Raw genomic sequence first — 24,387 nt, 5'->3', positions numbered from 1 at the left:
TAGTGAACCTGTCTGTCTAATGGCAGAAATGGAAATCTAATTAAATTTACTTTCAAGGATTCCCATAAAACGCATTTCAAACTCTTCTTTGTTTTCCCAGTTATTATAGTCTGGTTTTACTACATTTTGAATTAAGTTTTCAGCTTCTTCAAAAGTACTTGAGGTGTTAATTTGAGAAAGAACCCTATCATAATCTGCCGATTCTCCATTAAAAAGGTGTTTTATAAAAGCTAATTTATCGTTTAAACCAATATGTAAGCCTCCGCCTTTAAGTTTATCATTTAGCGATTTTTTTATGTCTTCTTTTTTGTTTTCTGTTGGTACGGGATCAAATTCGGGCATTTCGCTAAAACCTGCTGTTATTTGGTCGAAATCGTCTTTAGGGTTTTGTTTTGTAGAAGTAACTTTTTCAAAAATAGCGTCTATATGTTCTGCTTCTTGAGGCATTTGAGCCACCATGTCTTTAATTTTTTCGATAGCTGGCTCCATGATCTCGTCGTGATCTCTATCGTCTAAATTTACATAAGTTCTATCTTCAAACTCTATATTATCACTCACTTTATTATTAAATGCCACATCTAGCATTCCAAAGAAAGAAGAGTCGCTACCAATAGTTGGTAAGTCGTTGTTGAGGTTTTCTTTTGCAAATTTTAAAACCGTCAATTTCTCGTAAAGAGTTGCTACTTCTTTATGCATCTTATTTATATTATCTTGGCCTTTTAGCTTCAGAATCCTATGAGCAATGCTCATTAATTCTGCTTCAAGTTTCTTCTTCATAACTTTTAAAATTTAATCTATTTTATGGGTTTGATTTTTAATAAATTTGCGCCACCTTTATACAAAACGAAATATGGTTTTGTTTTAGTGTTAAAATTACAAAATGTTTCTCGAAAATACAGTAAATCATAAAGAACAATTTGGATGGATTGAAGTAATCTGTGGTTCCATGTTCTCTGGAAAGACGGAAGAATTGATTCGTAGGCTTAAACGTGCACAATTTGCAAGGCAAAAAGTGGAAATTTTTAAACCTGCAGTCGATGTGCGTTACGATGAAGATATGGTGGTTTCTCACGATTCTAATGAAATCCGTTCCACTCCGGTTCCTGCTGCAGCCAACATTCCAATCCTGGCAGATGGTTGCGATGTGGTTGGGATTGATGAGGCGCAGTTTTTTGATGATGAGATTGTTGGAGTTTGTAACGATTTGGCAAATAAGGGTGTTCGCGTTATTGTAGCTGGCTTGGATATGGATTTTAAAGGGAATCCTTTTGGGCCTATGCCAAACCTGATGGCAACAGCAGAATATGTTACTAAAGTTCACGCCATTTGCACCAGAACTGGAAATCTAGCTCAATACAGTTATAGACTATCTAAAAATGATAATTTAGTTTTACTTGGAGAAGTAGACGAATACGAGCCTTTAAGTCGCGCCGCTTATTTTAAAGCTATGACACGGGATAAGGTTAGAAATATGAAGGTGAATGATGTTGAAGAAATTTCCCCTAAATCTGATAAATAGCATGTCCAATACGCAAGAAACAGTCCTTGAAATAGATTTAAAAGCACTTCAAAGCAATTACAAATACTTAAAATCTAGAATTACTAACGGAGCTAAATTAATGGCCGTTGTTAAAGCTTATGCTTATGGGAGCGAGTCTCAAGAAGTTGCGGCCTATTTAGAAAATTTAGAGATAGATTATTTTGCCGTTGCCTATGCTAACGAAGGGGTGGCATTAAGAGATTTTGGAGTTACAAAGCCCATCCTGGTTTTGCATCCGCAACCTGTAAATTATTTAACTATTATAGAGCGCTGCCTGGAACCTAGCTTATATAATTTTAAAAGTCTTAATAGTTTTCTTGAAGTTGCTAAAACTGAAAAACAAGAAAACTATCCCATTCATATTAAATTTAATACAGGTTTAAATAGATTGGGTTTTGATGAAGCAGATATTGAAAACATACATAGTAGATTGCTAACAAATTCTTCAGTAAAAGTTACATCAATTTTTTCTCATTTAGCCGCTAGTGAAGATTTAAACGAGAAAGAATTCACCTTAAATCAAATTCAAGCTTTTAAGTCTATTTCAAATAAATTTATTAAAGTGGTTGGTTATAAACCCATGCTTCACCTTTGTAATACTTCGGGGATATTAAATTATCCTGAAGCTCATTTAGATATGGTTAGAAGTGGGATTGGACTTTATGGTTTTGGAAATTCGGCAAAAGAAGATGTTCATTTTACGCCAATTGCTACTTTAAAATCGGTTATTTCTCAAATTCATTCCATTGAAAAAGGAGAAACAGTAGGATATAATAGAGCTTTTAAAAGCGATAAATTAATTCGTACAGCAACTATTCCAATTGGGCATGCCGATGGTATTGGCAGACAATACGGAAATGGAAAAGGCTTTGTAACTATACACGGAAAACCGGCTTATATTGTTGGAAACGTCTGTATGGATATGATTATGGTTGAGGTTACAGACATTGAATGTAAAGAAGGAGACGAAGTAATTATCTTTGGGAAACAGCCTACAGCATCTAAATTTGCCGAACGTGTAAATAGTATTTCTTACGAAATTATTACAGCCATTTCACAGCGTATCAAACGATTGATAATTAAATAATAGCCACTTTAGGTTTTTTTATTTAAATTCGTATTTATACTAACAATTAAAACACTAATTATGTTAAAAGAATTTAAGGAATTTGCCATGAAAGGCAATTTGGTAGATATTGCCGTAGGTTTTGTAATGGGTGCTGCCTTTAAAGAGGTGGTTACAGCTTTTACAGGAGGAATTGTTTCTCCTTTAATTGGATTAATATTCAATGCAGACTTCAAAGATTTACGATATAAATTACAAGATGGAACATTAAATGATGCTGGCGAAATGGTTGGAGAAGTTTATTTAGAATACGGAACGTTTTTTACTAATGTTATCGATTTTATTATTGTAGCCTTTGTGATGTTTATGGTTGTAAAAGCTGTTAACAGAATGAAGAAGAAAGAAGAGCCTGCTCCAGAAGCACCAAAAGGACCATCAGACAATGATCTTTTAATAGAAATTAGAGACGCATTGAAAAAACAATAAATTATTTAGATTTTAATTGAGAACAGCTTCATTTCGTGGAGCTGTTTTTTTTTATGTTATTTTTTGAAAGACGCCCTAAATTAATTTATAAATTTGCTATAAATTATTTAAGTCATGAAAGTAGCAATAGTAGGGGTCACAGGAATGGTTGGAGAGGTTATGTTAAAAGTTCTAGAAGAACGTCGATTTCCTATTACGGAATTAATTCCAATAGCTTCAGAAAAATCTGTTGGGAAATTAATCTCGTTTAAAAATATAGATTATCCTGTGGTTTCTTTAGATACAGCTTTAAGAATGCAGCCAGATGTTGCTTTGTTTTCTGCTGGAGGAGAAACCTCTTTAGAATGGGCTCCAAAATTTGCAGAAGTTGGTACAACTGTTATTGATAATTCATCAGCATGGCGAATGGATTTAAGCAAAAAACTAATTGTCCCAGAAATTAATGCCAATGTACTTACAAAAGATGATAAAATTATTGCAAGTCCAAACTGTTCGACAATACAAATGGTGATGGCTTTGGCGCCACTTCATAAAAAGTATAAAATTAAACGTATTGTAGTTTCTACCTACCAATCTATTTCTGGAACTGGTGTAAAAGCTATTAAGCAATTAGAAAACGAATTGGCTGGAGTAAAAGGAGAAATGGCGTATCCGTACCCAATTCATAAAAATGCTTTGCCACATTGCGATGTATTTTTAGAAAATGGATATACCAAAGAAGAAATGAAATTGGTGCAGGAAACTCAAAAAATTCTTGATGATAGAACTATTGCTGTTACAGCAACTGCTGTACGTATTCCAACTTCTGGAGGACATAGCGAAGCTGTTAATGTGCAGTTTGAAAATAATTTTGAAGTCACCGATATTCGTATTCTTTTAAATAATACTCCTGGAATTACAGTGCAAGATAATGTGGAGGTAAATACTTATCCAATGCCCATTTATGCACATGGAAAAGACGATGTATTTGTGGGTAGAATCCGTAGAGACGAGTCGCAACCAAACACTTTAAATTTGTGGATAGTGAGTGATAATTTAAGAAAAGGAGCCGCTACAAATACAGTACAAATAGCAGAATACTTGTTAAGAAATAAACTTGTTTAACAAAATCCATTTTTCTATAAATTGCTATATATTCAATTAATTATAGTTTTCGTTTGACTTATATTAAATTTATCCTTAAATAATTAGATTTTTTCTATATTAGCTGTTATTTATTGATAGATGATTAAAAATTATATTTGGAGGTTTGCAATAGTGTGTTGTTGCATCGGAAATTTTTCTTGTGCATCAGACGACGACTATGTTCTAAACCCAAGCCCAACGCCTCAACCAGAACAAACTTCTCCTGTAAATTTTAATATAGATGAGGTTCCTTATCAAATGCTTTCAGAATATAATTTTTTTGAAGGCGACCTCCAGAATTTAAATCCCGTTTATGGCGTTGTACCTTACGAACTTAGTTCAGCACTTTTTTCAGATTACGCTCTTAAAAAGCGCTTTCTTTGGATGCCGAGTAATGTAAGCGCTAGTTATATTGACGATAATTCAATTTTCGATTTCCCCATAGGAACCGTTTTAATAAAGAATTTTTATTATGAAAATGTGCTTCCTAATCATCAAAAACAAATAATTGAAACCCGACTCATGATTAAAAAATCTGAAGGATGGATATTTGCCGAATATATTTGGAACGATACACAAACAGACGCCATTTCAGATTTAAATGGAAGAGATGTTTTTATTCAATGGGAAAAAGATAATGAAGTAAAGACTGTAAATTATAGAGTTCCATCCGGGCCGGAATGTCATACCTGCCATAAAACAGGAGACGTCCCTATTCCAATTGGTCCAAAACCAAGAAATATAAATACACTGTTTGATTATGGGACTAATACTCAAAATCAACTGGAAAAATGGGTAGAAATGGGTTATTTGGAGGCCACTTATCCAGGTAATATGGAAACCTTGCCAAATTGGGAAGACAGTTCCTTGTCTCTAGACTTGAGAGTTAGGTCTTATTTAGATATTAACTGTGCACATTGCCATTCAGCAGAAGCTCATTGTGCTTATAGACCTATTAGATTAGATTTTAATTCTACCGGAAACCCTATTAATTTGGGAATTTGTGTAGAACCAGATACCGAAATTGTAGGAGCCGGACTAACACATATTGTTAATCCAGAATCTCCTAGTAGATCGGTTTTATATTATAGAATGAATTCGGTTGAAGAATCCACAAGAATGCCCTTGTTAAGTAGAACTCTAAAGCACGAAGAAGGTGTTCAGTTAGTTCAAGATTGGATTAACTCTTTAACCCAGCAATGCAATTAAACTCCTAAGATTATGAAAAAAATTATTTTATTATTAAGCTTACTGTTAAGTGGCTTTTACGGGATGGCACAAGTGCTTAACCAAGCTGCAAACTGGCCTAACTCCAATTGGACTTTAGCTGGTTCTTATAGTACAGATCCTTTAGTGTTTACAGGAGATCCCACTAGCGGATCAACTCATTTTTCGTTTGATGACGATCAAGGAGGAAGTACTTCGGTAAACAATGTAGCAGTACAATCGCCAGTTATTAACTTAACCAATGCCTTTAATGCTGGACAGACCATCTTAGAAGTGCATTCAACCTATGTATTAAATGTGTACCAAACGGAAAGTATTACTGTTCAATATTGGGATGCAGCAACTGGTACGTGGAATAATTGGGGAACACCGTTTTCAACAGACACCACAAATCCTCCTACTTATAATTTTTGCTCTGGGAATTTCAATGCCTTTGAAAGCGCAGAATTAAATATTTCTAATTTTTCTAATACGCAATTAACAGGTTTTAAATATCGTATTCACTATAACGATAATGGTTCTTATGGATGGGGAATGTGTTTTGCTTCGCCTACAATAAGCTCTAAGGTCCCACCGGCATGTTTAGTAGTTTCTAATTTAGGGGTTTCTAATATTAGTCACAATTCAGCAGACATTAGCTGGCAAGGGGAAAGTAATGAATCGGCTTGGGAAATTGTTGTGCAATTGGCAACGGCAACACCGCCAACATCTGGAACAGGAACAAGTTTAAATAATCCATATCCTGCAACAGGTTTAACTCCCGATTCTAATTATAGAGCTTATGTTCGGGCAAATTGTGCAAGCGATGGATTTAGCGAATGGCTTTCTGTAGACTTTAGAACTAATGAACAACCACCAAATCCGGGCGACTTTGTTTTTGTAAAAGATAATAGTATTACTATGAGTGGTACAAGTTACGCCATAGTTGATATGAATAACGATGGTTTGGACGATTTGCTTGCTGCTACTTCTGCAGGAATCTATATTAATTATCAAACAGCTAATGGATTTACCTTAGCTAATTTTTCTACCCCAACAAACTACGGACCATCTTGGAGTATTGCTGCTGGAGATTTAGATGGAAATGGTTATAACGACTTGGTTTATGCTGGTGGAGGTGGAGTTTCTATTGTGCAAGCTAACGCAGACGGAACCGCATATGCTGAGCATGCTGTTTCTAACCTGTATGTATTTTCGCAACGTTCTAATTTTATCGATTTAAATAACGATGGCCACTTAGATGTTTTTGTTTGTCACGATATTGCTCCAAATGTTTATTTTATAAATAATTCGCCAACAAGCTCTGGTTTGGCTTTTTATCAAGGACCTTCCTCAGTATTACCAAATGGAATTGGCGTACATCCTAATGGAGGGAATTATGGTACAGTTTGGGTAGATTATGATAACGATAGAGACCCAGATTTATTTATTGCTAAATGTCGTGGAGGAAATGTGACTCATAAAATAAACGAATTATGGCGAAACGATGGAAATGGTGTTTATGTAGAAGTTGCCGAAGGAACAAACATGGCAGACCCAATTCAAACATGGTCTTCGGCTTGGGCAGATTTTGATAATGATGGAGATATGGATGTGTATATTGGAGCAAGTGCAACTTCTGATGGTTCGCACAAATACATGATAAACAATGGAGATGGTACTTTTACCAATGCCACAGCAACGGCAAATATTGCAAATGCACCTTTTGGAATAGAAAATGCACCAGGAGATTTTAATAACGATGGCTATGTAGATATTTTAACCAACGGAAAAATCCTTCTTAATAATGGAGATAATTCGTTTACGCTTTATGATACAAATATGCCACCAAGTGGAGCTATTGGGGACGTAGATGGAGATGGGTTTCTAGATGTATTTAATGGAAATTTATATAAGAATAATGGAGGTAATGGAAACAATCATATCATGATTCGTACAGTTGGAGTTGAGAGTAACTATAATGGAATTGGAGCAAGAATAGAGATCCATACAGATTCTGGAACACAAATTAGAGATGTAAGAAGTGGCGAAGGTTTTGAGTTTATGAGCTCTCTTAATGTGCATTTTGGTTTGGGCACAGACACAAGTATTAATAATATGGTTATTTATTGGCCATCTGGAATTGTGGATAATATTGAAAATCCGGAAATAAATACCCTTCATACTATTGTTGAAGGACAGTCTTTAAGTGTTCAAGACGAAACTCTTTTAGATTTAGTTATGTATCCTAATCCAACAGAAAATGTAATTTACTTTCAATCTCTTACAGATATTTCCAATAAAGTAGCAACTGTTTTTGATTTAAATGGTAAAAAAGTATTTAGTTCTAAATTAAATGAAAATAGTCTAGATGTTTCTCAGCTTCAAAGTGGTTTCTATTTATTAAGATTAGAAGAAAAAGGGAAAGTTATCCATAGGAAGTTTATTAAAAATTAATTTTAAAACGTCAATAAAAAAGCCACTTTCTAAAGTGGCTTTTTTGTTTATAAACTTTTTGGACAGATTTTTGCGTATATTGATTATAACCTACTTGTAGATATAAAGAAAAATCATGAATAAATTAGATATTCAACATCTTTACTGGAGAGCTGGATTTGGAATTAGTCCAAAGCAACTGGAGCTATTATCTCAAAAAACGAGAGAAGAAATTGTTGGCGATTTGTTTTCTAAAGCTAAAATACATCAACCTTTATATGTGGATACTAGCGAATTCGATACCCTTAGCTACGAGCAATTTTCTAGAACTAAAAAGACAGAAAGAGAATATATAGCAAAAAGCAGAATTAAAATAAAAGAGTTAAACCATGAATGGGTTTATAGAATGTCTCACACTAATAATGTTTTAAATGAAAAAGTGACTCTATTTTGGATCAATCATTTTTCGTGTCACGATAGAAATATTTTACATCTTCAAAATTTTAATAACACCATTAGATATCAAGGCCTGGGCAATTTTGGAGATTTGGTAAAAGCTGTTTCTAGAGAAGCAACTATGATTAAATACTTAGATTTAAGACAAAATAAAAAGAATAGACCGAACGAGAATTTTGCCAGAGAATTAATGGAGCTTTTTACACTTGGAGTTGGTAATTATACAGAAGAAGACATTAAAGAAGCAGCAAAAGCGTTTACTGGATACAGCTTCGATTTTGAAGGAAACTTTGTGTTTAATGAAAGTAATCATGACAATGGTTTTAAATACCCATTTGGAAAAGCCGGACGTTATGATGGCGATGATATAATAGATACTATTTTAGAACAAAAGACATGTGCAGAGTTTATTTGTACAAAAATGTATAGATATTTTGTGAGCGATACTATAAGTCCAGACCATATTGAAGAAATGGTAGCTGTATTTTATCCCAAATATGAAATAGAACCGGTTTTAAAATATATGTTTAGTCAAGATTGGTTTTATAAAAAGGAATTTATTGGAAATAAAATTAAATCGCCAATCGATTTGCTTGTTGGAATATCGCGGGTAGTTCCTTTAAACTTCAAAGAAACTAATCAGCTATTTCACACCCAGCGTTTATTAGGTCAGAAGTTGTTTCATCCACCCAATGTGGCCGGCTGGAAAGGTGGGAGAAGTTGGATTGATTCTAATACTTTAATGATTCGGTTAAAATTACCATCACTATTATTGTCGCAAGCTTATATTTCAACTAATGAAAATAAAGAATCTCTCAAAACTCTAAGTAAAAACACGGCTAAAAAAGAAAATAAGAGTAATTATAAGGTTAGTGTAGATTGGAAAGCCTTTAACTCAGATTTTAAAGATGTTCCTATAGAGAATTTAACTAATTATTTATTGCAAAGTCCTATTAACAAAGGTACTCAAGAATATTTAGACAGATTGGTAAAGTCTAGTAAAAAGGACTATTGTGTACAAATTATGTCACTTCCAGAATATCAAATGTGTTAATTATGGATAGAAGAAAATTTATTAAAAACTCATCATTAGCAAGCAGCTTGTTTTTTGTTCCAAGTTTTGTAAAGGCTTTTAGTAATCATATTTCGGCAGAGACTGGATATAAAAGATTGGTGGTTATTCAGCTTACAGGAGGAAACGATGGTTTAAACACACTTATTCCATTTAGAGACGATAATTATTATAAAGCAAGACCAACTATTGGTTTAAAGAAAGAGGACTTAATCAATTTAGATAAAGATTTGGCTTTACATTCCAGTCTGCTTCCTCTTAAAAAAATGTACGACAAAGGCTTTCTAACTATTATTAATAATGTGGGTTATCCAAATCCAAATAGATCGCATTTTAGAGCTACAGATATATGGCAAACAGCCAGTAGATCTAACCAATATTTACAAAGTGGATGGATAGGCAGATATTTAGATCAAAATAAAAATCCTTGGGGAGCAATTGAATTAGATCAGAGCTTATCTCTGGCCTTAAAAGGTGAAACTCAAAATGGCTTGGCCATTCAAAATGCACATAGTTTTTTTAGAGCAACTCAAGATCCGTATTTAAAAAATGTTTCAAAATATTATGATGAGGCACATTTAAACGAGCATAATATGGGTTATTTATATAAAACTATGATAGATGCAGAATCTTCTGCCAAGTATATTTACGAAACAAGTAAAACCGTTTCTTCCGCAATAGATTACCCAAATCACCATTTTTCAAAACAATTAAAAACCACAGCTCAATTTATAAATTCAGGTTTAAAAACTAAAGTGTATTATGGCTCTTTAAATGGATTTGATACCCACGTAAATCAGAAAGGCACTCAAAAACGCTTATTAAGTATTTATGCCGAAAGTATGGAGGCTTTTATAAAAGACCTACAAGCTAAAAATACGTTTAATGATACTTTAATTTTAACTTTTTCTGAATTTGGCCGACGTGTAAAACAGAATTCCGGACATGGAACCGACCATGGCTCTGCCAATGCTATTTTTTTAATGGGAGGAAAATTAAAAAAACTAGGAATTTATAATAATCTGGCTAGTTTAAGTGATTTAGATGATAATGGTGACCTAAAATTTGAAATAGATTTTAGAGATATTTATGCAACCGTTTTAAATAAATGGTTAGATGTAAACCACGAGGCAGTTTTACTTAATAAGTTTAACCAACTTGATTTTATATAAATAAAAAACCTTGCTTAAAAACAGACAAAACTGTTTTAAAAACAAGGTTGTTATGGTAATTGATTAATAGCAGTTCAAAAGTAAATAAAAATTAAGCCTAATATAGAATAAAGTGATGCTTGGTAGTAAATAATGTATGGTTGGTCTTGTTTTAGAAGTCTCTGTTAACTATAAGCCACTTTTCTTAAAATTCTAACGGCTTCTTTATATAATTTATAAGTGTTTTCACTATAATTTTTTAAAAAAGGCTTAGCCTCATGAAGTTTGTTTATAGCTTCATGAAATAAATTAAAATAACAAATAAGATAAGTGGCTGGAAGGTTTTTTAAGTCTTGCTCTTCCTGCTTATTTAATTCATATCCTTTTTTCAGCTTTTCTAAAAGTGCATTATTCGCGTTGTAAATATGATGTAATGTTTTTTTGTCAAATTGAGGAGCTTCAAACATCAAATTAGATTCTATGTGGTAGCTTGCATTATTGGTAAATTGAATAACCGTTTCTTCTAATGGGTAATATTTATATGAATTTTGAAATCCTAAATTCACATATTCAATAATTTTAAAAAAATCCTTATCGTAAGAAATAGATACCTCATCTAAGGTGGAATAAAACAAACGTACTTGCTCATTTATTAATTTAATATCAACCCGCGAGTAAAACACCTCATCCTTTATTTGTTTTTCTTGCCCAGACCAGCACAACACAAAGTATTCTTTAAAAACCTTGTATTTAGGATTGAAATCTTTTCGGGTATTAAAAAAGTCGAAAACACCATCTAAGGTATGTTCAATATTATTCTGAGAATTGTTTTCAATAGCGCTTACTATACTAGAATTAACATCCTTAACGTCGGTTTCAAATACTTTTGGCATACTGATACTACCATCTCGAAAAAACACAGAACCACCATAATATTTCCAGATATTTTTTCTAAGAGAGGTTAGTTTTTCAATAGATCTAATAGTAACAAGGCCAACCACTTTGTCGTCTGCTAAGTGTGGAAAAGGAATGTTTTCGTATTGTACAATAGGGGGATTAGTTAGATAAGCATTAATAAGGTTTTGAATTTTACTATCATCAAAAAAATCAACTCCTATAATATCATTGTCTTCATCTTCAACCCCAATTACTATATAAGAATTGTTTTTTGGATTACTGTTAGAAAGTGCACAAACATGCTTTAAAAACTTCGCTTTTCCTTCTTTTTGACCAATATCAATCTCTCGCTTTTTATCGTAAAAGCTATTCTCATCGTTATGAGCTAATAGGTTTTTTATGAGTAGGCGTTTGTTAATCATGGTTACTCCCTTAGAAAGTTGAGGTACTTTTTTATTAAAAATCTTTTTTTACAATTGTAGATGAAGCTTGAGCAGTTGGAAACACCAATAAATCTGCAATATTAACATGTGCAGGTCTGCTAACCGTAAAATAAATAATCTCGGCAACATCTTGAGCTTGCAAGGCTTTATATCCTTTGTAAACATTATCTGCTTTAGTATCTCCTTTAAAACGAACCTGCGAGAATTCTGTTTCAACCAAACCTGGGTTTATAGCGCTTACTTTTATATTGAATTCGTTTAAATCTATACGCATTCCTTCAGTAATAGCAAGAACAGCATGCTTACTTGCACAATACACATTTCCTTTTGGGTAGACTTCTTTTCCAGCCGAGGAGCCAATATTGATAATATGTCCTGTTTTGCGCTCCGTCATTTGTGGAATTACAGCCTTACTTACATACAGCAGACCTTTAACGTTAATATCCATCATGGCATCCCAATCTTCCAATGTTCCAGATTGAATAGGATCCATTCCATGTGCATTTCCTGCATTATTCACTAAAATATCAATGTTTTTAAAGTCGGAAGGCAAAGAAGCAATGGCATTTAAAGATGCTTTTTTGTCCCGAACATCAAAATTTAAAACATGAACATCTGTTTGTTTACTCAGGGCTTCTTGAATAGTTTCCAATCGTTCCTGGCGTCTTCCACAAATTATTAAACGAATGCCTTGTTTAGCAAATTCATGAGCAGTTGCACGACCTATACCACTTGTGGCTCCTGTAATTAAAGCTGTTTTATTCATAATTATTTATTCACTTAAATGAAAATTTATTTCATTTTTTGGTTTCCTGTTGCGTATCCCTAAAATTACTTATTCCATTTTAAATTAGCTGTCTCTTATTTTAAAAATTCTTTTCCATTTCAAGTTTTTAAAAAATGAACTTTTTAATTAGTGTTAAAAAACCGTATCTAATTTTAAATATTTTTATAATTATTTGTTAAAGAGCGTGGCTATTCACATTGAGCCTGTATTTTTAACCAATTATTAACAGCAATCAAGAAAAAATTTTAACAATTTGCATCGCTCTTTAAAGGGTGTTATATTCGAGCTTTTAAAAAAAACAAACTGATGGAAGATACAAGTACAATTGATATTAAGTCAATTAACGAAAAGATAGAAAAAGAAAGTGCTTTTGTTGATTTACTTACTTTAGAAATGAATAAAGTAATTGTGGGTCAGAAACACATGGTGGAGAGATTACTTATTGGATTGCTTGGTCAAGGACATATTTTATTAGAAGGTGTTCCTGGTTTGGCAAAAACTTTAGCTATTAATACACTCGCACAAGCTGTTGATGGTAGTTTTAGTAGAATCCAATTTACTCCAGATTTGTTGCCAGCTGATGTGACAGGTACTTTAATCTATAATATGAAGGAGAACGACTTCAAAATTAAAAAAGGGCCTATTTTTGCAAACTTTGTATTGGCAGATGAGATAAATAGAGCGCCTGCAAAAGTGCAATCGGCTTTATTAGAAGCTATGCAAGAAAAGCAGGTAACTATTGGCGATGAAACTTTTGTTCTGGACAAGCCGTTTTTAGTAATGGCAACCATGAACCCTGTGGAGCAAGAAGGAACATATCCTTTACCAGAAGCTCAGGTCGATCGTTTTATGTTAAAAACAGTGATTGATTATCCCAAACTTGAAGACGAACAATTAATTGTTAGAGCCAATTTAAGAGGTGCATTCGAGAAAGTAAATGCTGTAATTTCTGTAGATCAAATTACCAGAGCTCAAAGCGCTGTTCGTGAAGTTTATATGGACGAAAAAATTGAAAAATACATCTTGGATATTGTCTTTGCTACACGTTATCCAGAAAAATATAACTTGGCCAATTTAAAACCACTTATTTCTTTTGGGGCATCGCCACGTGGAAGTATCAACATGGCAACAGCTGCTAAATGTTACGCTTTTATTAAGCGTCGTGGCTATGTAATTCCAGAAGATGTTCGCGCTGTAGTTTACGATGTTCTTCGACATAGAATTGGAATTACTTACGAAGCCGAAGCAGAAAACATAACCTCTGTGGATATTATCAATAAAATTGTAAACGAGATTGAAGTACCATAAACCCCTTTAATTTCCTTAAGGAATACACTCTTGCGTGGCAAAAACTAATAAAAATAACTTATCAAAAATAGGATCGTAAAAAAGTTCTTCCCATACGGTAGGATTTAGAATAGGACAATGGATACTAAAGAATTACTGAAAAAGGTACGAAAAATTGAGATTAAGACACGTCGTTTGTCTGATCATATTTTTGGAGGTGAATATCATTCTACCTTTAAAGGTCGTGGTATGACTTTTTCTGAAGTAAGAAAGTATCAATATGGCGACGATGTAAGAAATATTGATTGGAATGTGACGGCTCGTTATAACGAACCACATATTAAAATTTTTGAAGAAGAACGCGAACTAACCATGATGTTAATGGTAGATGTTTCAGGTTCAGAATTGTTTGGTACCCAAGAGCAATTTAAAAATGAAATTATTACAGAAATAGCTGCAACATTGGCTTTTTCTGCTACTCAAAATAACGATAAAATAGGTTTAATTCTGTTTACGGATGGTATAGAATTATACATTCCTCCTAAAAAAGGACGCTCGCATGTACTTCGCATTATTCGCGAGTTAATTGAGTTTAAACCTAAAAGTAAAAACACTGATATTACCGAAGCGCTTAAGTTTTTATCTAATGTAATGAAGAAAAAGGCCATCGTGTTTCTTCTAAGCGATTTTATAGCAAACGATTATAAACAAACCTTAAAAATTGTCTCAAGAAGACACGATCTTACAGGAATAAGAGTATACGATAAAAGTGAAGAAGCCATTCCAAATTTAGGTATGGTACAAATGCAAGACGGAGAAACTGGAGAGTTTATGCTGGTAAATACGGCATCAAAATCTGTAAGACAGAATTACAGCAAATACTATCAAGATAAAGTCGCTTATTTTAAAGATAGTTTTGCTAAATCTGGAGCAGGTTCTTTAGATTGTCGCGTAGACGAAAGTTATGTCAAAAAATTATTAGGATATTTTAAAAGAAGAAGCTAAAAGATTTATGTTTTACGATTTTAAATTTAAGAATTTTTCCGTTCGAAGCTTCAACCAGAAGACCATCGGTTTATTCCTTTTATTCTTTGTTTTATTTTCTTCAATATCTTTTTCGCAAGAGATTTCAACTTCTATAGATTCAACATCTATTAAAATTGGCGAACAGATAATTTACAATATTGAGGTAGAGGTAGACTCCTCAGATCTGGTGGTTTTTCCAGAAGGTCAAACCTTCATGCCTCTGGAAATGATAGAGTCTTTTCAAATAGATACTACAAAAAAAGATGCGAGATTTCTTCTAATTAAAAAGTATGGTTTAACGCAATTCGACTCTGGCAAATATGCTATTCCCAGACAAAAAATTCTTATTGGAGATAAAGCTTTTTATACAGATTCTTTAAAAGTTATTGTCAATGCCATTCAGGTAGATTCAACCAAACAGGGTTTATACGATATTAAACCAATTATAGAAGTAGAAAAAAGTGCAGGAGATTGGTGGAAAACACTGCTGTTAATTATTGGACTTTTAATTGTAGTTGCTGCTTTATTGTATTGGTTTTTATGGCGAAAAAAACCGCTGACGGAAGAAGAAGAAATCGCACTGCTACCACCTTACGAGCGTGCTAAACTAGCTTTAAGAAAGTTAGACGAAAGCAATTATTTGGAAAACTCTGAAATAAAAGAATACTATTCAGATTTAACACTTACCATCCGTAGATATTTAGACGAAAAAGTCTATGATCGTGCTCTAGAAAGCACAACCGATGAGCTAATTACAAGACTAAACCTTTTAAAAGAAGGAAATCAAATAGACTTAAGTAAAGAAACACTTGGAAACTTAGAAAGCATTTTTAAACGTGCCGATTTGGTGAAGTTTGCAAAATCTGCTCCAGATATCGAGCTAGCAAAACTAGATAGAAATACTATCGATTTAGAAATTGATCATGTAAAAGAAGTACTTCCTGAACCAACGGAAGAAGAAAAATTATTAGATCAAGAGTACAAAGATAATCTAGAGCGTAAAAAGAAACGTAGAAAAATAGTTCTTACAAGTTTAGCGGCAGTTTTAGTGCTTATTGCTGTTTTTGTAGGTTTTGGTGTAAAATATGGTTTTGGCTATGTAACAGATACCATTTTGGGTAACGACAGTAAGGAGCTTTTAGAAGGACAATGGGTAAGAAGTGAATATGGAGTACCTCCAATAGACATTTCTACACCACACGTTTTAAAACGCGATAATCCTCCGGTTCCTGAAGATATTAAAGCACAGTTAGAAACTTCAGCTTTTGTATTTGGAACCTTTCAAGATAATTTCTATATAAATGTTAGTACAACAACTTTTAAGCATGAAGGAGAGGAATCTGAAAAGAAAGATATTGATTTACAAAAGGTAGCAGCAGAAAGTTTAAATACTCTGGAAAAAGGAGGAATTACAGATATTTTTGTAAAACAGGAAGAGTATATAACTCCAAATGGAGCGGAAGGCTTAAAAACTTTTGGAACCTTAAATATTCCTAGGTTAAATTCTAATGGTTTTTATGAAGGCAACTACGCGTTACTTCAGTTTGTTTCAGAAAATAAAGTGGTGTTACAGCAAATTTTGCTTGTTTGGAAAACGGGCGATACTTATGCTGAAAAAATATCCGAGAGAGTCATTAATTCAATAGAACTTAAAAAAACAGATCAATAATGTTTGAAGGAATTGAATTTGTAAATAAAGAATATTTCTGGTTGTTTTTACTGCTTCCTTTAGCCTTGCTTTGGTATGTTTTTAAATTTAAAAAACAAACGGCCGAGCTTAAAATATCGAGTTTAAAAGGTTTTAAAACTGGTAATTCTTTATTGCCAAAATTGAAACATATACTTTTTGTTTTGCGCTTATTAGTTTTGGCATTAATAATTACAGCATTGGCCAGACCTAGAACCGTAGATGTGTCCACAAAAACAAAAACCACTCGAGGTATTGATATTGTTATGGCTATAGACGTTTCTGCAAGTATGTTGGCTAAAGACTTAAAACCAAATAGACTGGAAGCCTTAAAAGATGTAGCAGCAGAGTTTATAAAAGAAAGACCAAACGATAGAATAGGCTTGGTGGAATATGCTGGAGAGAGTTATACAAAAACACCTATTACTAGCGATAAGGCATTAGTGCTTAGAGCTTTAGTCGATATAAAATACAGTACTATTATTGAAGGTGGAACAGCTATTGGAATGGGCTTGGCAACTTCGGTAAACCGTTTAAAAGACAGTGAGGCTAAAAGTAAAATTATAATCCTGCTTACAGATGGTGTAAATAATTCTGGATTTATAGAACCTAGAACAGCTAGCGAGTTGGCTGTAGAATTTGGAATTAAAACTTATACCATTGGAATAGGAACCAATGGCATGGCATTAACGCCAATGGCACTTTTACCAAACGGACAATTTCAATACGGTCGTGCCCAAGTAGAAATAGACGAAAAACTATTACAGGAAATAGCCGATGTTACAGGTGGAAAATATTTTAGAGCTACCGATAACAAAAAGCTTGAAGAAATTTACGATGAAATCAATAAGCTTGAAAAAACAAATATCGAAGAATTTAAATATTATAATTACGAAGAAAAATTTAGACCATTAGTCTTATTGGCTGGAATATTATTGCTTTTCGAATTACTATTAAGATTTACAATTTTCAGGAGTTTCGTGTAAATATTGAAAAAATTAATAATCGGACACTCGTGGTTTATTAACTCCACGACAAACAGATAAACAATTAATGTATCAATTAGAAGAAAAAATATGGTTTTGGGTATTAGCGGTTATTCCTGTAATAATCCTATTCTTTTTGTTGCTTCAAGTATGGAAACGTCACGCCCAGAAGAAATTCGCGGATAAACAGTTATTAAAAAGATTAAGCCCCGATCAATCACTGTTTAAAAGTGTTTTAAAGCTTTTGGTTATTTGTTTAGCTATAGCTTCTTTAAGTATAGCCTTGGTAAACCCAAAAGTTGGAACAAAATTAGAAACTGTAAAACGCGAAGGCGTAGATGTTGTTTTTGCAATTGATGTTTCAAAAAGTATGTTGGCCGAAGATATTGCGCCTAATAGATTAGAAAAAACCAAACAATTAGTTACACAAATAATCAATAATCTGGCGAGCGATCGTGTTGGAATTATTGCGTATGCAGGAAAAGCTTTTCCACAATTACCAATTACTACAGATTATGCATCGGCAAAAATGTTCTTGCAAAACATGAATACAGATATGCTGTCTTCGCAAGGAACCGCCATAAACGAAGCTATTGATTTATCTAAAACCTATTTTGATGATGAGGAGGAAACCAATCGGGTTTTAATTATTATTTCCGATGGGGAAGATCATGGAGAAGGAACTGTAGAAACAGCTAAAGAAGCATATGAAGAAGGAATCCGGATTTTTACAATTGGGGTAGGCCAAACAAAAGGAGGTCCCATTCCTATTAAAAAAAATGGGATAGTTTTAAATTATAAGAAAGACTCACAAGGAGAAACGGTTATTACACGTTTAGACGAAAATACGCTAAAAGCCATAGCCAAAGAAGCAGATGGCGTATATATTAATGGTCAAAACACAAATGAGGTTGTTGAAACCATCCGGGATATTCTAAATAATATGGATAAAACAGAATTTGAAGCTAAGCAATTTGCAGATTTCAAAGACCAATTTCATTGGTTTTTAGTAATTGCTTTGGCCTTATTATTTTTAGATATATTTTTATTGGATAGAAAAACATCCTGGTTAAAGAAACTAAATTTATTCAACGAGAACTTTTAAGTCTGTTAATTAATCGTTCTATGGAAATAAGAAATTTTATAAAACCTTTAACTATCAGACGTGTATCCATTTTATATATTAGATGTTGCTAAAGAAAAAGAGTAGAATTTAAATGAAACATGTATTTGTTTACATATTGACTATCCTGTCTATTTCCAGTTTTGCTCAAGACAAGGACAAAGAAAAGGAGGCGTTATTGGCTTTAAAGAAGGCGAATAATTATGTGTTTGAAGGTAATGAAAAAGCTGTAAACGACGATTTTGTTTCAGCAGAAATGGCCTATAGACAAGCACTTTCAGAGCAATCTTCATCTGTTGCTGGAGCTTATAACCTTGGAACTTCATATTATAAAAACGAAAATTATACCGAAGCTTTATTCCGTTTGCAACAAGCTGTAAAAAGCGCAACTTCAAAAGAAGAAAAACACAAAGCCTTTCATAATATTGGAAATATATTAATGAAAGAAAAGAGATGTAAAGAAGCAGTTGAAGCCTATAAAAGTGCTTTAAGAAATAATCCTTCAGACGATGAAACCCGTTATAACTTTGGTTTAGCTAAGGAATGTGCTGAACAGCAAAAGAACGAGCAGCCAGACGATAATAAAGACGATCAGAACAGAGATAAGGATCAGGACCAGAATCAAGATGAAAATCAGGATGAGAATCAGGATAATAAAGATCAGGACAAAGGCGATAACAAAGAAGATAATAAAGACCAAGGCGATCAAGATAAAAAAGAAGGCGACGACGAGAAAGACGATGAAGGTAAACCTAAGGAAGATGAGAACCAAGGTAAAGGCAAGGATGAGAAACAAGACCAACAAAAGCCTGAACAAAAACCTGGACAGCTCTCTCCACAACAGGTTAAAAACCTGCTAGAAGCTATGAATAATCAAGAGCAAAAGGTTCAGGAAAAAATGAATGCTGAGAAGCAAAAAGGTGTTAAAGTAGAATCTGAGAAAGATTGGTAAAATAAGAACAAAGTTAATAGAGTCTATAAAAGTAAGATTGTAGAAATTGGATTAAAGATGTCCGATATTAAAAAGGACTAATGGAAATGAAATTATTAAAACACATATCAATATTACTAATTGTATTAAGTACAAGTTTAGTTAGTGCTCAGGTTACTTTTGAGGCTAAATTGAGCAAAAAGAAACTTGGTATAAACGAGAGATTGCGTATTGATTTCGAAATGAATAAAGATGGAGACAATTTTAATCCTCCAGATTTTGCGGGTTTTAATGTTGTTGGTGGTCCTAATCAAGCTGTTAGTACCTCTTGGATGAATGGAAAAAGAACTTATAAGAAAACCTATAGTTACTTTCTTTCTCCCAAAAAGAGAGGTTCTTTTACCTTGAAACAAGCAACCATCGAAATAGATGGAAACGTCTATAAAACAACTCCTCAAACAGTTGTGGTAACCTCTGCTGTAGATAGACCTAACGACGATAATAATCCAGATGCTATTGCTGCCAATAGCATTCATTTGGTAGCTGAGGTTTCTAAAAATAAGCCTTATTTAAATGAAGCCATTACGGTTGTATACAAACTTTATGTAGCACCAAATACAGGAGTTAGAAACTGGAGAGAAATAGACAACCCAAGGTTTAACGACTTTTGGAGTCAGAATATAGATATTAAGAATCTTAAAGTTCAGAATGGAACCTATAAAGGCGAGGATTATAGATATGTAGTTTTAAGAAAAACAGTTCTCTACCCTCAGAAAACAGGAAAATTAGAAATAGAGCCTTTAAGTTTAGATATAACGGTAGAAGTTCCAACAAACAGACGGGATATTTTTGGAGCAAGATTAATGACTCAAGCCCATAGAACAGTTTCTGCTGGCAGTAGAACAATAGATGTTAAGCCACTACCAATGGAAGGTAAACCAACTGATTTTACTGGAGCTGTTGGCGATTTTGAGTTCAATGTAATAACTTCAAAATCTGAATTAAATGCTTCAGAGTCTTTACAAGCTACTGTAGAAGTAAAAGGAAAAGGAAACTTGAGGTTATTTCAAACTCCTAAACTTAATTTGCCTAGCTCTTTAGAAGTTTATGAGCCTGAACACAGCGAGAATGTAGTGACCAATTTGGGTGGAATGCAAGGTAGTATTTCAGACAGTTATACTATTGTGCCACAATATAAAGGTAAATACCCAATTCCAACGATTTCCTTTTCTTATTTCGATTTAAAAACAGAAACGTATAAACGTATTTCTTCTGGCGAAATAATAATTAATGTATTGGAAGGCCCAACAAATACAACTGCTTCAGATAATAATATAGCCAATGTAAATAGTGGGAAACAACCTGTTGTGGTAAGCGACCAACAATTTGCATTTATAAAAACAGATGCTAATTTTCAATCTGTAAACCCAAATCATTTTTTTAAAACTACTGGTTTTTGGACTAGTTTACTCTTACCACTTTTAGCCATTCCTCTAGCTATTGTAGTTAGAAAGAAAAAACAAGTTCGTGATGCCGATGTTTTAGGTAACAAAACAAGAAAAGCAGATAAGCTAGCAAAACGTTATTTAGGTGAAGCTAAAAAAGCCTTAGGTAATAAAGAAGCATTTTATGTAGCCTTAGAGAAAGCTTTGCATAATTACTTGAAAGCTAAACTCCAAATTGAAACCAGCGAAATGAGTAAAGACAGAATTGAAACGCTGTTGTTAGAAAGAGAAGTAGATAAGGAGGTTGTTATGGAGTTTGATGAAATTTTAGAAAATTGCGAATTAGCACGTTATACACCAATAACCAATGTAGAGATGCAGCAAGATTATAGTAAAGCAGCTAAAACAATTTCGGCAATAGATAAACAAATTAAATAATCAGAAATTCTGATAAGTAAGAGTTTTTAAATAAAAAACAGATTCTCTTATTAGTACCATATAGTAATGAAACAGATAATTTACAGCATATTTTTTATATTTTCTAGTGTGTGCTTTGCTCAAAATACATCCTTGTTCGAGCAAGGAAATGCTCTTTATAACGAAGGAGATTACGATCAAGCCATCTTAAAGTATGAAGCTATTTTAAACAATGGCGAGCACTCTGCTGCCCTGTATTATAATATGGCAAATGCGCATTATAAATTAAATCATATTGCACCAAGTATTTATTATTACGAAAAAGCACTGCAATTAGCACCAAACGATAAGGATATTAAAAATAACGCAGCTTTTGCAAAAAACATGACCATAGATGCTATTGATTCTGTGCCTGAGGTTGGACTTTCCCGATATTTAAAAAACCTAAGTAACACCTTTAGTTTTGATACCTGGGCAAAAATATCTATAGCTTTTGTTTTACTTTTTGTTCTGGTGTTCTTAAGCTATTATTTTGCTTATTCTACAGCTAAGAAACGCTTGTCTTTTGTTGCTAGTATGGCTTTCTTAATTATAGCTTGCCTCAGTTTATCGTTGGCTTTTCATAAATCTAATTTAGATAAAAAAGATAGACCTGCCATTGTTTTTGTTCAAGAAAGCCAAGTTAAGAGCGAACCTAATTTGCGCAGTTCAGAAGCCTTTATTCTTCATGAAGGTACCAAAGTTCAAATTCTAGATACAGTTAACAATTGGAAGAAAATAAAGCTTTCAGATGGAAAAACTGGGTGGATTGTTAAAGAAGATATTAAGGCACTTTAATTTTTATTTAACAGATAAAAAAAATTCAAATTGTATCTTTGAAGTTCATTTTTTAGAATATTGAATGAAGAAGACTACAATTTCCATTTATTTTACTTTAATCCTTACCTTATTAATGGCAGCACCTTTGGTGATAACCGTTATAGATAAATCGTTCGATATTACCGTATTTTATAGTTTGAATGAAGAAGAGAGTAGCAATGGCCATGATACTTCACAACAAAAAGTCATCCCATTCTTTTCTATTATAGATCCTACAGGAAGTGTTTTAAAACTTCAAAAAAAAAAATATCATAGTTATTATTTAGATAGATACATTACTTATGCATTGAAAACAATATTGCCCCCACCAAGGTTTTCTGTATAATATTTGTAAATTTATAGTAAGTTTATAAATGTAGTTTCGAGATAACACTAAGACTATGTGTTACTATTAACAATTGCTTTTCTTTTTAAGAAGCAGTATATTGATTTGTTTTTCTATCAAAAGTTATAAGGATTTTAACGTCCAACAATTAAAATAATAGGTTTATCCTAATTCATCATAAGACCATACGTATATGTCAAAAAGAACCATTTTATCCCCTTTACAAAAGTTTATGAAAGTTGAAAGCCTAAGTGGTTTTTTACTTTTAGGAGCAACAATTATAGCTTTAATTTGGGCAAATTCTCCTTGGAGTGAGAGCTATCACGAGTTATGGCAATATCAACTTGGATTTACAAGCGAAACATTTGAAATAAATAAACCCCTAATTTTATGGATTAACGATGGGTTAATGGCTATTTTCTTTTTCCTAATTGGATTAGAAATAAAACGTGAATTTTTAATAGGAGAACTAAATTCTGTTAGAAAATTAGCTTTCCCGTTAGTAGGAGCTATTGGTGGGATGGTAATTCCTGTGTTGTTTTACTTAGGCTTAAACCATAGTCCAGATACCGTACATGGTTGGGGAATACCTATGGCAACAGATATTGCTTTTGCCTTGGCTGTACTTAACGTGTTGGGAAATCGGGTACCTTTAAGTTTAAAGTTATTTTTAATGGCATTTGCTATTGTAGACGATATTGGAGCAGTATTAGTAATAGCCCTGTTTTATAGTGGTAATATAGAAGTTAACTTATTACTTATTGCACTTGGATTACTTGTTTTATTATACTTATTATCTTATAAAGATCTTTATTTCAAGTCTTTATTTCTTGTAGTTGGAATAGTTATTTGGGTATTGTTTCTTAAATCTGGAATTCATCCAACTATTGCGGGAATCTTATTAGCTTTTGCTATTCCTATTCAACAAAATATTACTACAAAATCTTATATAAGTAGCTTAGAAACCATTATTAAAGATTTGAGAATTGCATCTGTTTTGCAACAACCCATTCTGTCTAAAGAGCAAATAAATCAAATAGATAACTTACAAGATTGGACAAGTAAATATCAATCGCCATTACAGCAACTGGAGCATAAATTACATGATTGGGTAGCCTTTTTTATTATCCCACTTTTTGCCTTAGCTAATGCTGGCGTCTCGTTTAATAGTGAATATCACTTAAACTGGGAGCTTGTTTTAACTCTTGTAGTTAGTTTGGTTTTAGGAAAAAGTATTGGCGTAACAGCTGTGGTCCTTATTTCGAAAAAGTTAAAAATTATTACCGTTCCTTCAGATATTAATAATGCACATATTGTTGGTGTAGGGTTTTTAGCAGGTATCGGGTTTACAATGGCTATTTTTATTGCAAGTCTGGCGTTTTTAAATACACCAGCCTATGTCGATTCGGCTAAGATTGGAATTTTGTTAGGATCCTTAGTATCTGCTATTATTGGATACTTTATTTTACTAATTAACTCTAAAAGGACAGAGAGCCCATCTAAATTGTAATTATTTTTAACAATTTTTGATATTTCAATTTTAGTGTAAAGGTCTTTTTGTTTGGTATTTTAGAAAGTTTTAATGAGGTTAAATATATTTTATCAGTTTTTTTGAT

At 32.9% G+C, this 24,387-nt stretch carries 21 protein-coding genes; 18 read left to right on the top strand and 3 right to left on the bottom strand.

Annotation, left to right across the window (positions count from 1 at the left end; all coding sequences use genetic code 11):
• Window positions 1-36: 36 nt before the first annotated feature.
• Window positions 37-777 (bottom strand): DUF8457 domain-containing protein, encoded by a 741-nt coding sequence (locus OS188_RS00840; RefSeq protein ID WP_267146913.1) that lies wholly within the window; start codon window positions 775-777, stop codon window positions 37-39.
• A gap of 103 nt (window positions 778-880) precedes the next feature.
• Here OS188_RS00840 and OS188_RS00835 point away from each other — a divergent pair, with 103 nt between their 5' ends.
• The 8 genes from OS188_RS00835 (at window position 881) to OS188_RS00800 (ending at window position 10,559) form a co-directional block, all read left to right on the top strand.
• A complete protein-coding gene (locus tag OS188_RS00835) occupies window positions 881-1,519 on the top strand; it encodes a thymidine kinase (RefSeq protein ID WP_267146912.1) in 639 nt (212 codons plus the stop codon).
• A gap of 1 nt (window position 1,520) precedes the next feature.
• Entirely contained in the window at window positions 1,521-2,627 is a 1,107-nt protein-coding gene (gene alr, locus OS188_RS00830; protein WP_267146911.1) for an alanine racemase, read from the top strand.
• Between the two features lie 60 nt (window positions 2,628-2,687).
• A complete protein-coding gene (gene mscL / locus OS188_RS00825; RefSeq protein ID WP_267146910.1) occupies window positions 2,688-3,092 on the top strand; it encodes a large-conductance mechanosensitive channel protein MscL in 405 nt (134 codons plus the stop codon).
• A gap of 114 nt (window positions 3,093-3,206) precedes the next feature.
• Entirely contained in the window at window positions 3,207-4,196 is a 990-nt protein-coding gene (locus tag OS188_RS00820) for an aspartate-semialdehyde dehydrogenase (RefSeq protein WP_267146909.1), read from the top strand.
• Between the two features lie 120 nt (window positions 4,197-4,316).
• Window positions 4,317-5,426: a hypothetical protein gene (locus OS188_RS00815; protein WP_267146908.1), complete on the top strand. Its 1,110-nt coding sequence runs from the start codon at window positions 4,317-4,319 to the stop codon at window positions 5,424-5,426.
• A 12-nt stretch (window positions 5,427-5,438) separates the two neighbouring features.
• Window positions 5,439-7,880, top strand: a complete 2,442-nt coding sequence (locus OS188_RS00810; protein WP_267146907.1) for an FG-GAP-like repeat-containing protein — start codon at window positions 5,439-5,441, stop codon at window positions 7,878-7,880.
• Between the two features lie 115 nt (window positions 7,881-7,995).
• Window positions 7,996-9,369, top strand: a complete 1,374-nt coding sequence (locus OS188_RS00805) for a DUF1800 domain-containing protein (protein WP_267146906.1) — start codon at window positions 7,996-7,998, stop codon at window positions 9,367-9,369.
• Between the two features lie 2 nt (window positions 9,370-9,371).
• The gene (locus tag OS188_RS00800) at window positions 9,372-10,559 is read left to right on the top strand and encodes a DUF1501 domain-containing protein (RefSeq protein WP_267146905.1); all 1,188 of its coding nucleotides are present in this window, start codon (window positions 9,372-9,374) and stop codon (window positions 10,557-10,559) included.
• A gap of 164 nt (window positions 10,560-10,723) precedes the next feature.
• On the opposite strand, the gene OS188_RS00795 is transcribed toward OS188_RS00800, so the two are convergent.
• Both OS188_RS00795 and OS188_RS00790 read right to left on the bottom strand, forming a co-directional pair.
• Window positions 10,724-11,857: an ATP-binding protein gene (locus OS188_RS00795; protein WP_267146904.1), complete on the bottom strand. Its 1,134-nt coding sequence runs from the start codon at window positions 11,855-11,857 to the stop codon at window positions 10,724-10,726.
• Window positions 11,858-11,891: 34 nt separating this feature from the next.
• Window positions 11,892-12,644 carry an SDR family NAD(P)-dependent oxidoreductase gene (locus OS188_RS00790; RefSeq protein ID WP_267146903.1) on the bottom strand — a complete coding sequence of 251 codons (753 nt, stop codon included), beginning with the start codon at window positions 12,642-12,644 and terminating at the stop codon, window positions 11,892-11,894.
• A gap of 327 nt (window positions 12,645-12,971) precedes the next feature.
• Here OS188_RS00790 and OS188_RS00785 point away from each other — a divergent pair, with 327 nt between their 5' ends.
• From OS188_RS00785 to nhaA, 10 genes are all read left to right on the top strand, one after another.
• Window positions 12,972-13,973, top strand: a complete 1,002-nt coding sequence (locus OS188_RS00785; protein ID WP_267146902.1) for an AAA family ATPase — start codon at window positions 12,972-12,974, stop codon at window positions 13,971-13,973.
• 117 nt (window positions 13,974-14,090) lie between these two features.
• Window positions 14,091-14,957: a DUF58 domain-containing protein gene (locus OS188_RS00780; protein ID WP_267146901.1), complete on the top strand. Its 867-nt coding sequence runs from the start codon at window positions 14,091-14,093 to the stop codon at window positions 14,955-14,957.
• 7 nt (window positions 14,958-14,964) lie between these two features.
• Entirely contained in the window at window positions 14,965-16,647 is a 1,683-nt protein-coding gene (locus OS188_RS00775) for a hypothetical protein (RefSeq protein ID WP_267146900.1), read from the top strand.
• Complete coding sequence (locus OS188_RS00770) at window positions 16,647-17,651, top strand: vWA domain-containing protein (RefSeq protein ID WP_267146899.1); 1,005 nt, start codon at window positions 16,647-16,649, stop codon at window positions 17,649-17,651. Before OS188_RS00775 ends, OS188_RS00770 begins: the two co-directional genes overlap by 1 nt.
• Window positions 17,652-17,718: 67 nt before the next feature.
• The gene (locus OS188_RS00765; RefSeq protein WP_267146898.1) at window positions 17,719-18,756 is read left to right on the top strand and encodes a vWA domain-containing protein; all 1,038 of its coding nucleotides are present in this window, start codon (window positions 17,719-17,721) and stop codon (window positions 18,754-18,756) included.
• Between the two features lie 112 nt (window positions 18,757-18,868).
• Entirely contained in the window at window positions 18,869-19,726 is an 858-nt protein-coding gene (gene batC, locus OS188_RS00760; protein ID WP_267146897.1) for a TPR repeat aerotolerance protein BatC, read from the top strand.
• An 86-nt stretch (window positions 19,727-19,812) separates the two neighbouring features.
• Window positions 19,813-21,588 carry an aerotolerance protein BatD gene (gene batD, locus OS188_RS00755; RefSeq protein ID WP_267146896.1) on the top strand — a complete coding sequence of 592 codons (1,776 nt, stop codon included), beginning with the start codon at window positions 19,813-19,815 and terminating at the stop codon, window positions 21,586-21,588.
• Window positions 21,589-21,654: 66 nt separating this feature from the next.
• On the top strand, window positions 21,655-22,404 hold the full coding sequence (locus OS188_RS00750) for an SH3 domain-containing protein (RefSeq protein ID WP_267146895.1): 750 nt from the start codon (window positions 21,655-21,657) through the stop codon (window positions 22,402-22,404).
• A gap of 64 nt (window positions 22,405-22,468) precedes the next feature.
• Window positions 22,469-22,771, top strand: a complete 303-nt coding sequence (locus tag OS188_RS00745) for a hypothetical protein (protein WP_267146894.1) — start codon at window positions 22,469-22,471, stop codon at window positions 22,769-22,771.
• Between the two features lie 193 nt (window positions 22,772-22,964).
• Window positions 22,965-24,281: a Na+/H+ antiporter NhaA gene (nhaA, locus tag OS188_RS00740; RefSeq protein ID WP_267146893.1), complete on the top strand. Its 1,317-nt coding sequence runs from the start codon at window positions 22,965-22,967 to the stop codon at window positions 24,279-24,281.
• Window positions 24,282-24,387: the final 106 nt, after the last annotated feature.

It is taken from the genome of Xanthomarina sp. F1114, assembly GCF_026410255.1.
Classification (GTDB): domain Bacteria; phylum Bacteroidota; class Bacteroidia; order Flavobacteriales; family Flavobacteriaceae; genus Xanthomarina.
Note: the sequence above shows the minus strand (reverse complement) of the source record. Positions and strands in the feature narration are given on the sequence as shown.

Bases quoted from the DNA above. Each gene is read 5' to 3' on its own strand.
- OS188_RS00840 (WP_267146913.1), bottom strand. From the start codon at position 777: ATGAAGAAGAAACTTGAAGCAGAATTAATGAGCATTGCTCATAGGATT.
- OS188_RS00835 (WP_267146912.1), top strand. From the start codon at position 881: ATGTTTCTCGAAAATACAGTAAATCATAAAGAACAATTTGGATGGATT.
- alr (WP_267146911.1), top strand. From the start codon at position 1,521: ATGTCCAATACGCAAGAAACAGTCCTTGAAATAGATTTAAAAGCACTT.
- mscL (WP_267146910.1), top strand. From the start codon at position 2,688: ATGTTAAAAGAATTTAAGGAATTTGCCATGAAAGGCAATTTGGTAGAT.
- OS188_RS00820 (WP_267146909.1), top strand. From the start codon at position 3,207: ATGAAAGTAGCAATAGTAGGGGTCACAGGAATGGTTGGAGAGGTTATG.
- OS188_RS00815 (WP_267146908.1), top strand. From the start codon at position 4,317: ATGATTAAAAATTATATTTGGAGGTTTGCAATAGTGTGTTGTTGCATC.
- OS188_RS00810 (WP_267146907.1), top strand. From the start codon at position 5,439: ATGAAAAAAATTATTTTATTATTAAGCTTACTGTTAAGTGGCTTTTAC.
- OS188_RS00805 (WP_267146906.1), top strand. From the start codon at position 7,996: ATGAATAAATTAGATATTCAACATCTTTACTGGAGAGCTGGATTTGGA.
- OS188_RS00800 (WP_267146905.1), top strand. From the start codon at position 9,372: ATGGATAGAAGAAAATTTATTAAAAACTCATCATTAGCAAGCAGCTTG.
- OS188_RS00795 (WP_267146904.1), bottom strand. From the start codon at position 11,857: ATGATTAACAAACGCCTACTCATAAAAAACCTATTAGCTCATAACGAT.
- OS188_RS00790 (WP_267146903.1), bottom strand. From the start codon at position 12,644: ATGAATAAAACAGCTTTAATTACAGGAGCCACAAGTGGTATAGGTCGT.
- OS188_RS00785 (WP_267146902.1), top strand. From the start codon at position 12,972: ATGGAAGATACAAGTACAATTGATATTAAGTCAATTAACGAAAAGATA.
- OS188_RS00780 (WP_267146901.1), top strand. From the start codon at position 14,091: ATGGATACTAAAGAATTACTGAAAAAGGTACGAAAAATTGAGATTAAG.
- OS188_RS00775 (WP_267146900.1), top strand. From the start codon at position 14,965: ATGTTTTACGATTTTAAATTTAAGAATTTTTCCGTTCGAAGCTTCAAC.
- OS188_RS00770 (WP_267146899.1), top strand. From the start codon at position 16,647: ATGTTTGAAGGAATTGAATTTGTAAATAAAGAATATTTCTGGTTGTTT.
- OS188_RS00765 (WP_267146898.1), top strand. From the start codon at position 17,719: ATGTATCAATTAGAAGAAAAAATATGGTTTTGGGTATTAGCGGTTATT.
- batC (WP_267146897.1), top strand. From the start codon at position 18,869: ATGAAACATGTATTTGTTTACATATTGACTATCCTGTCTATTTCCAGT.
- batD (WP_267146896.1), top strand. From the start codon at position 19,813: ATGAAATTATTAAAACACATATCAATATTACTAATTGTATTAAGTACA.
- OS188_RS00750 (WP_267146895.1), top strand. From the start codon at position 21,655: ATGAAACAGATAATTTACAGCATATTTTTTATATTTTCTAGTGTGTGC.
- OS188_RS00745 (WP_267146894.1), top strand. From the start codon at position 22,469: ATGAAGAAGACTACAATTTCCATTTATTTTACTTTAATCCTTACCTTA.
- nhaA (WP_267146893.1), top strand. From the start codon at position 22,965: ATGTCAAAAAGAACCATTTTATCCCCTTTACAAAAGTTTATGAAAGTT.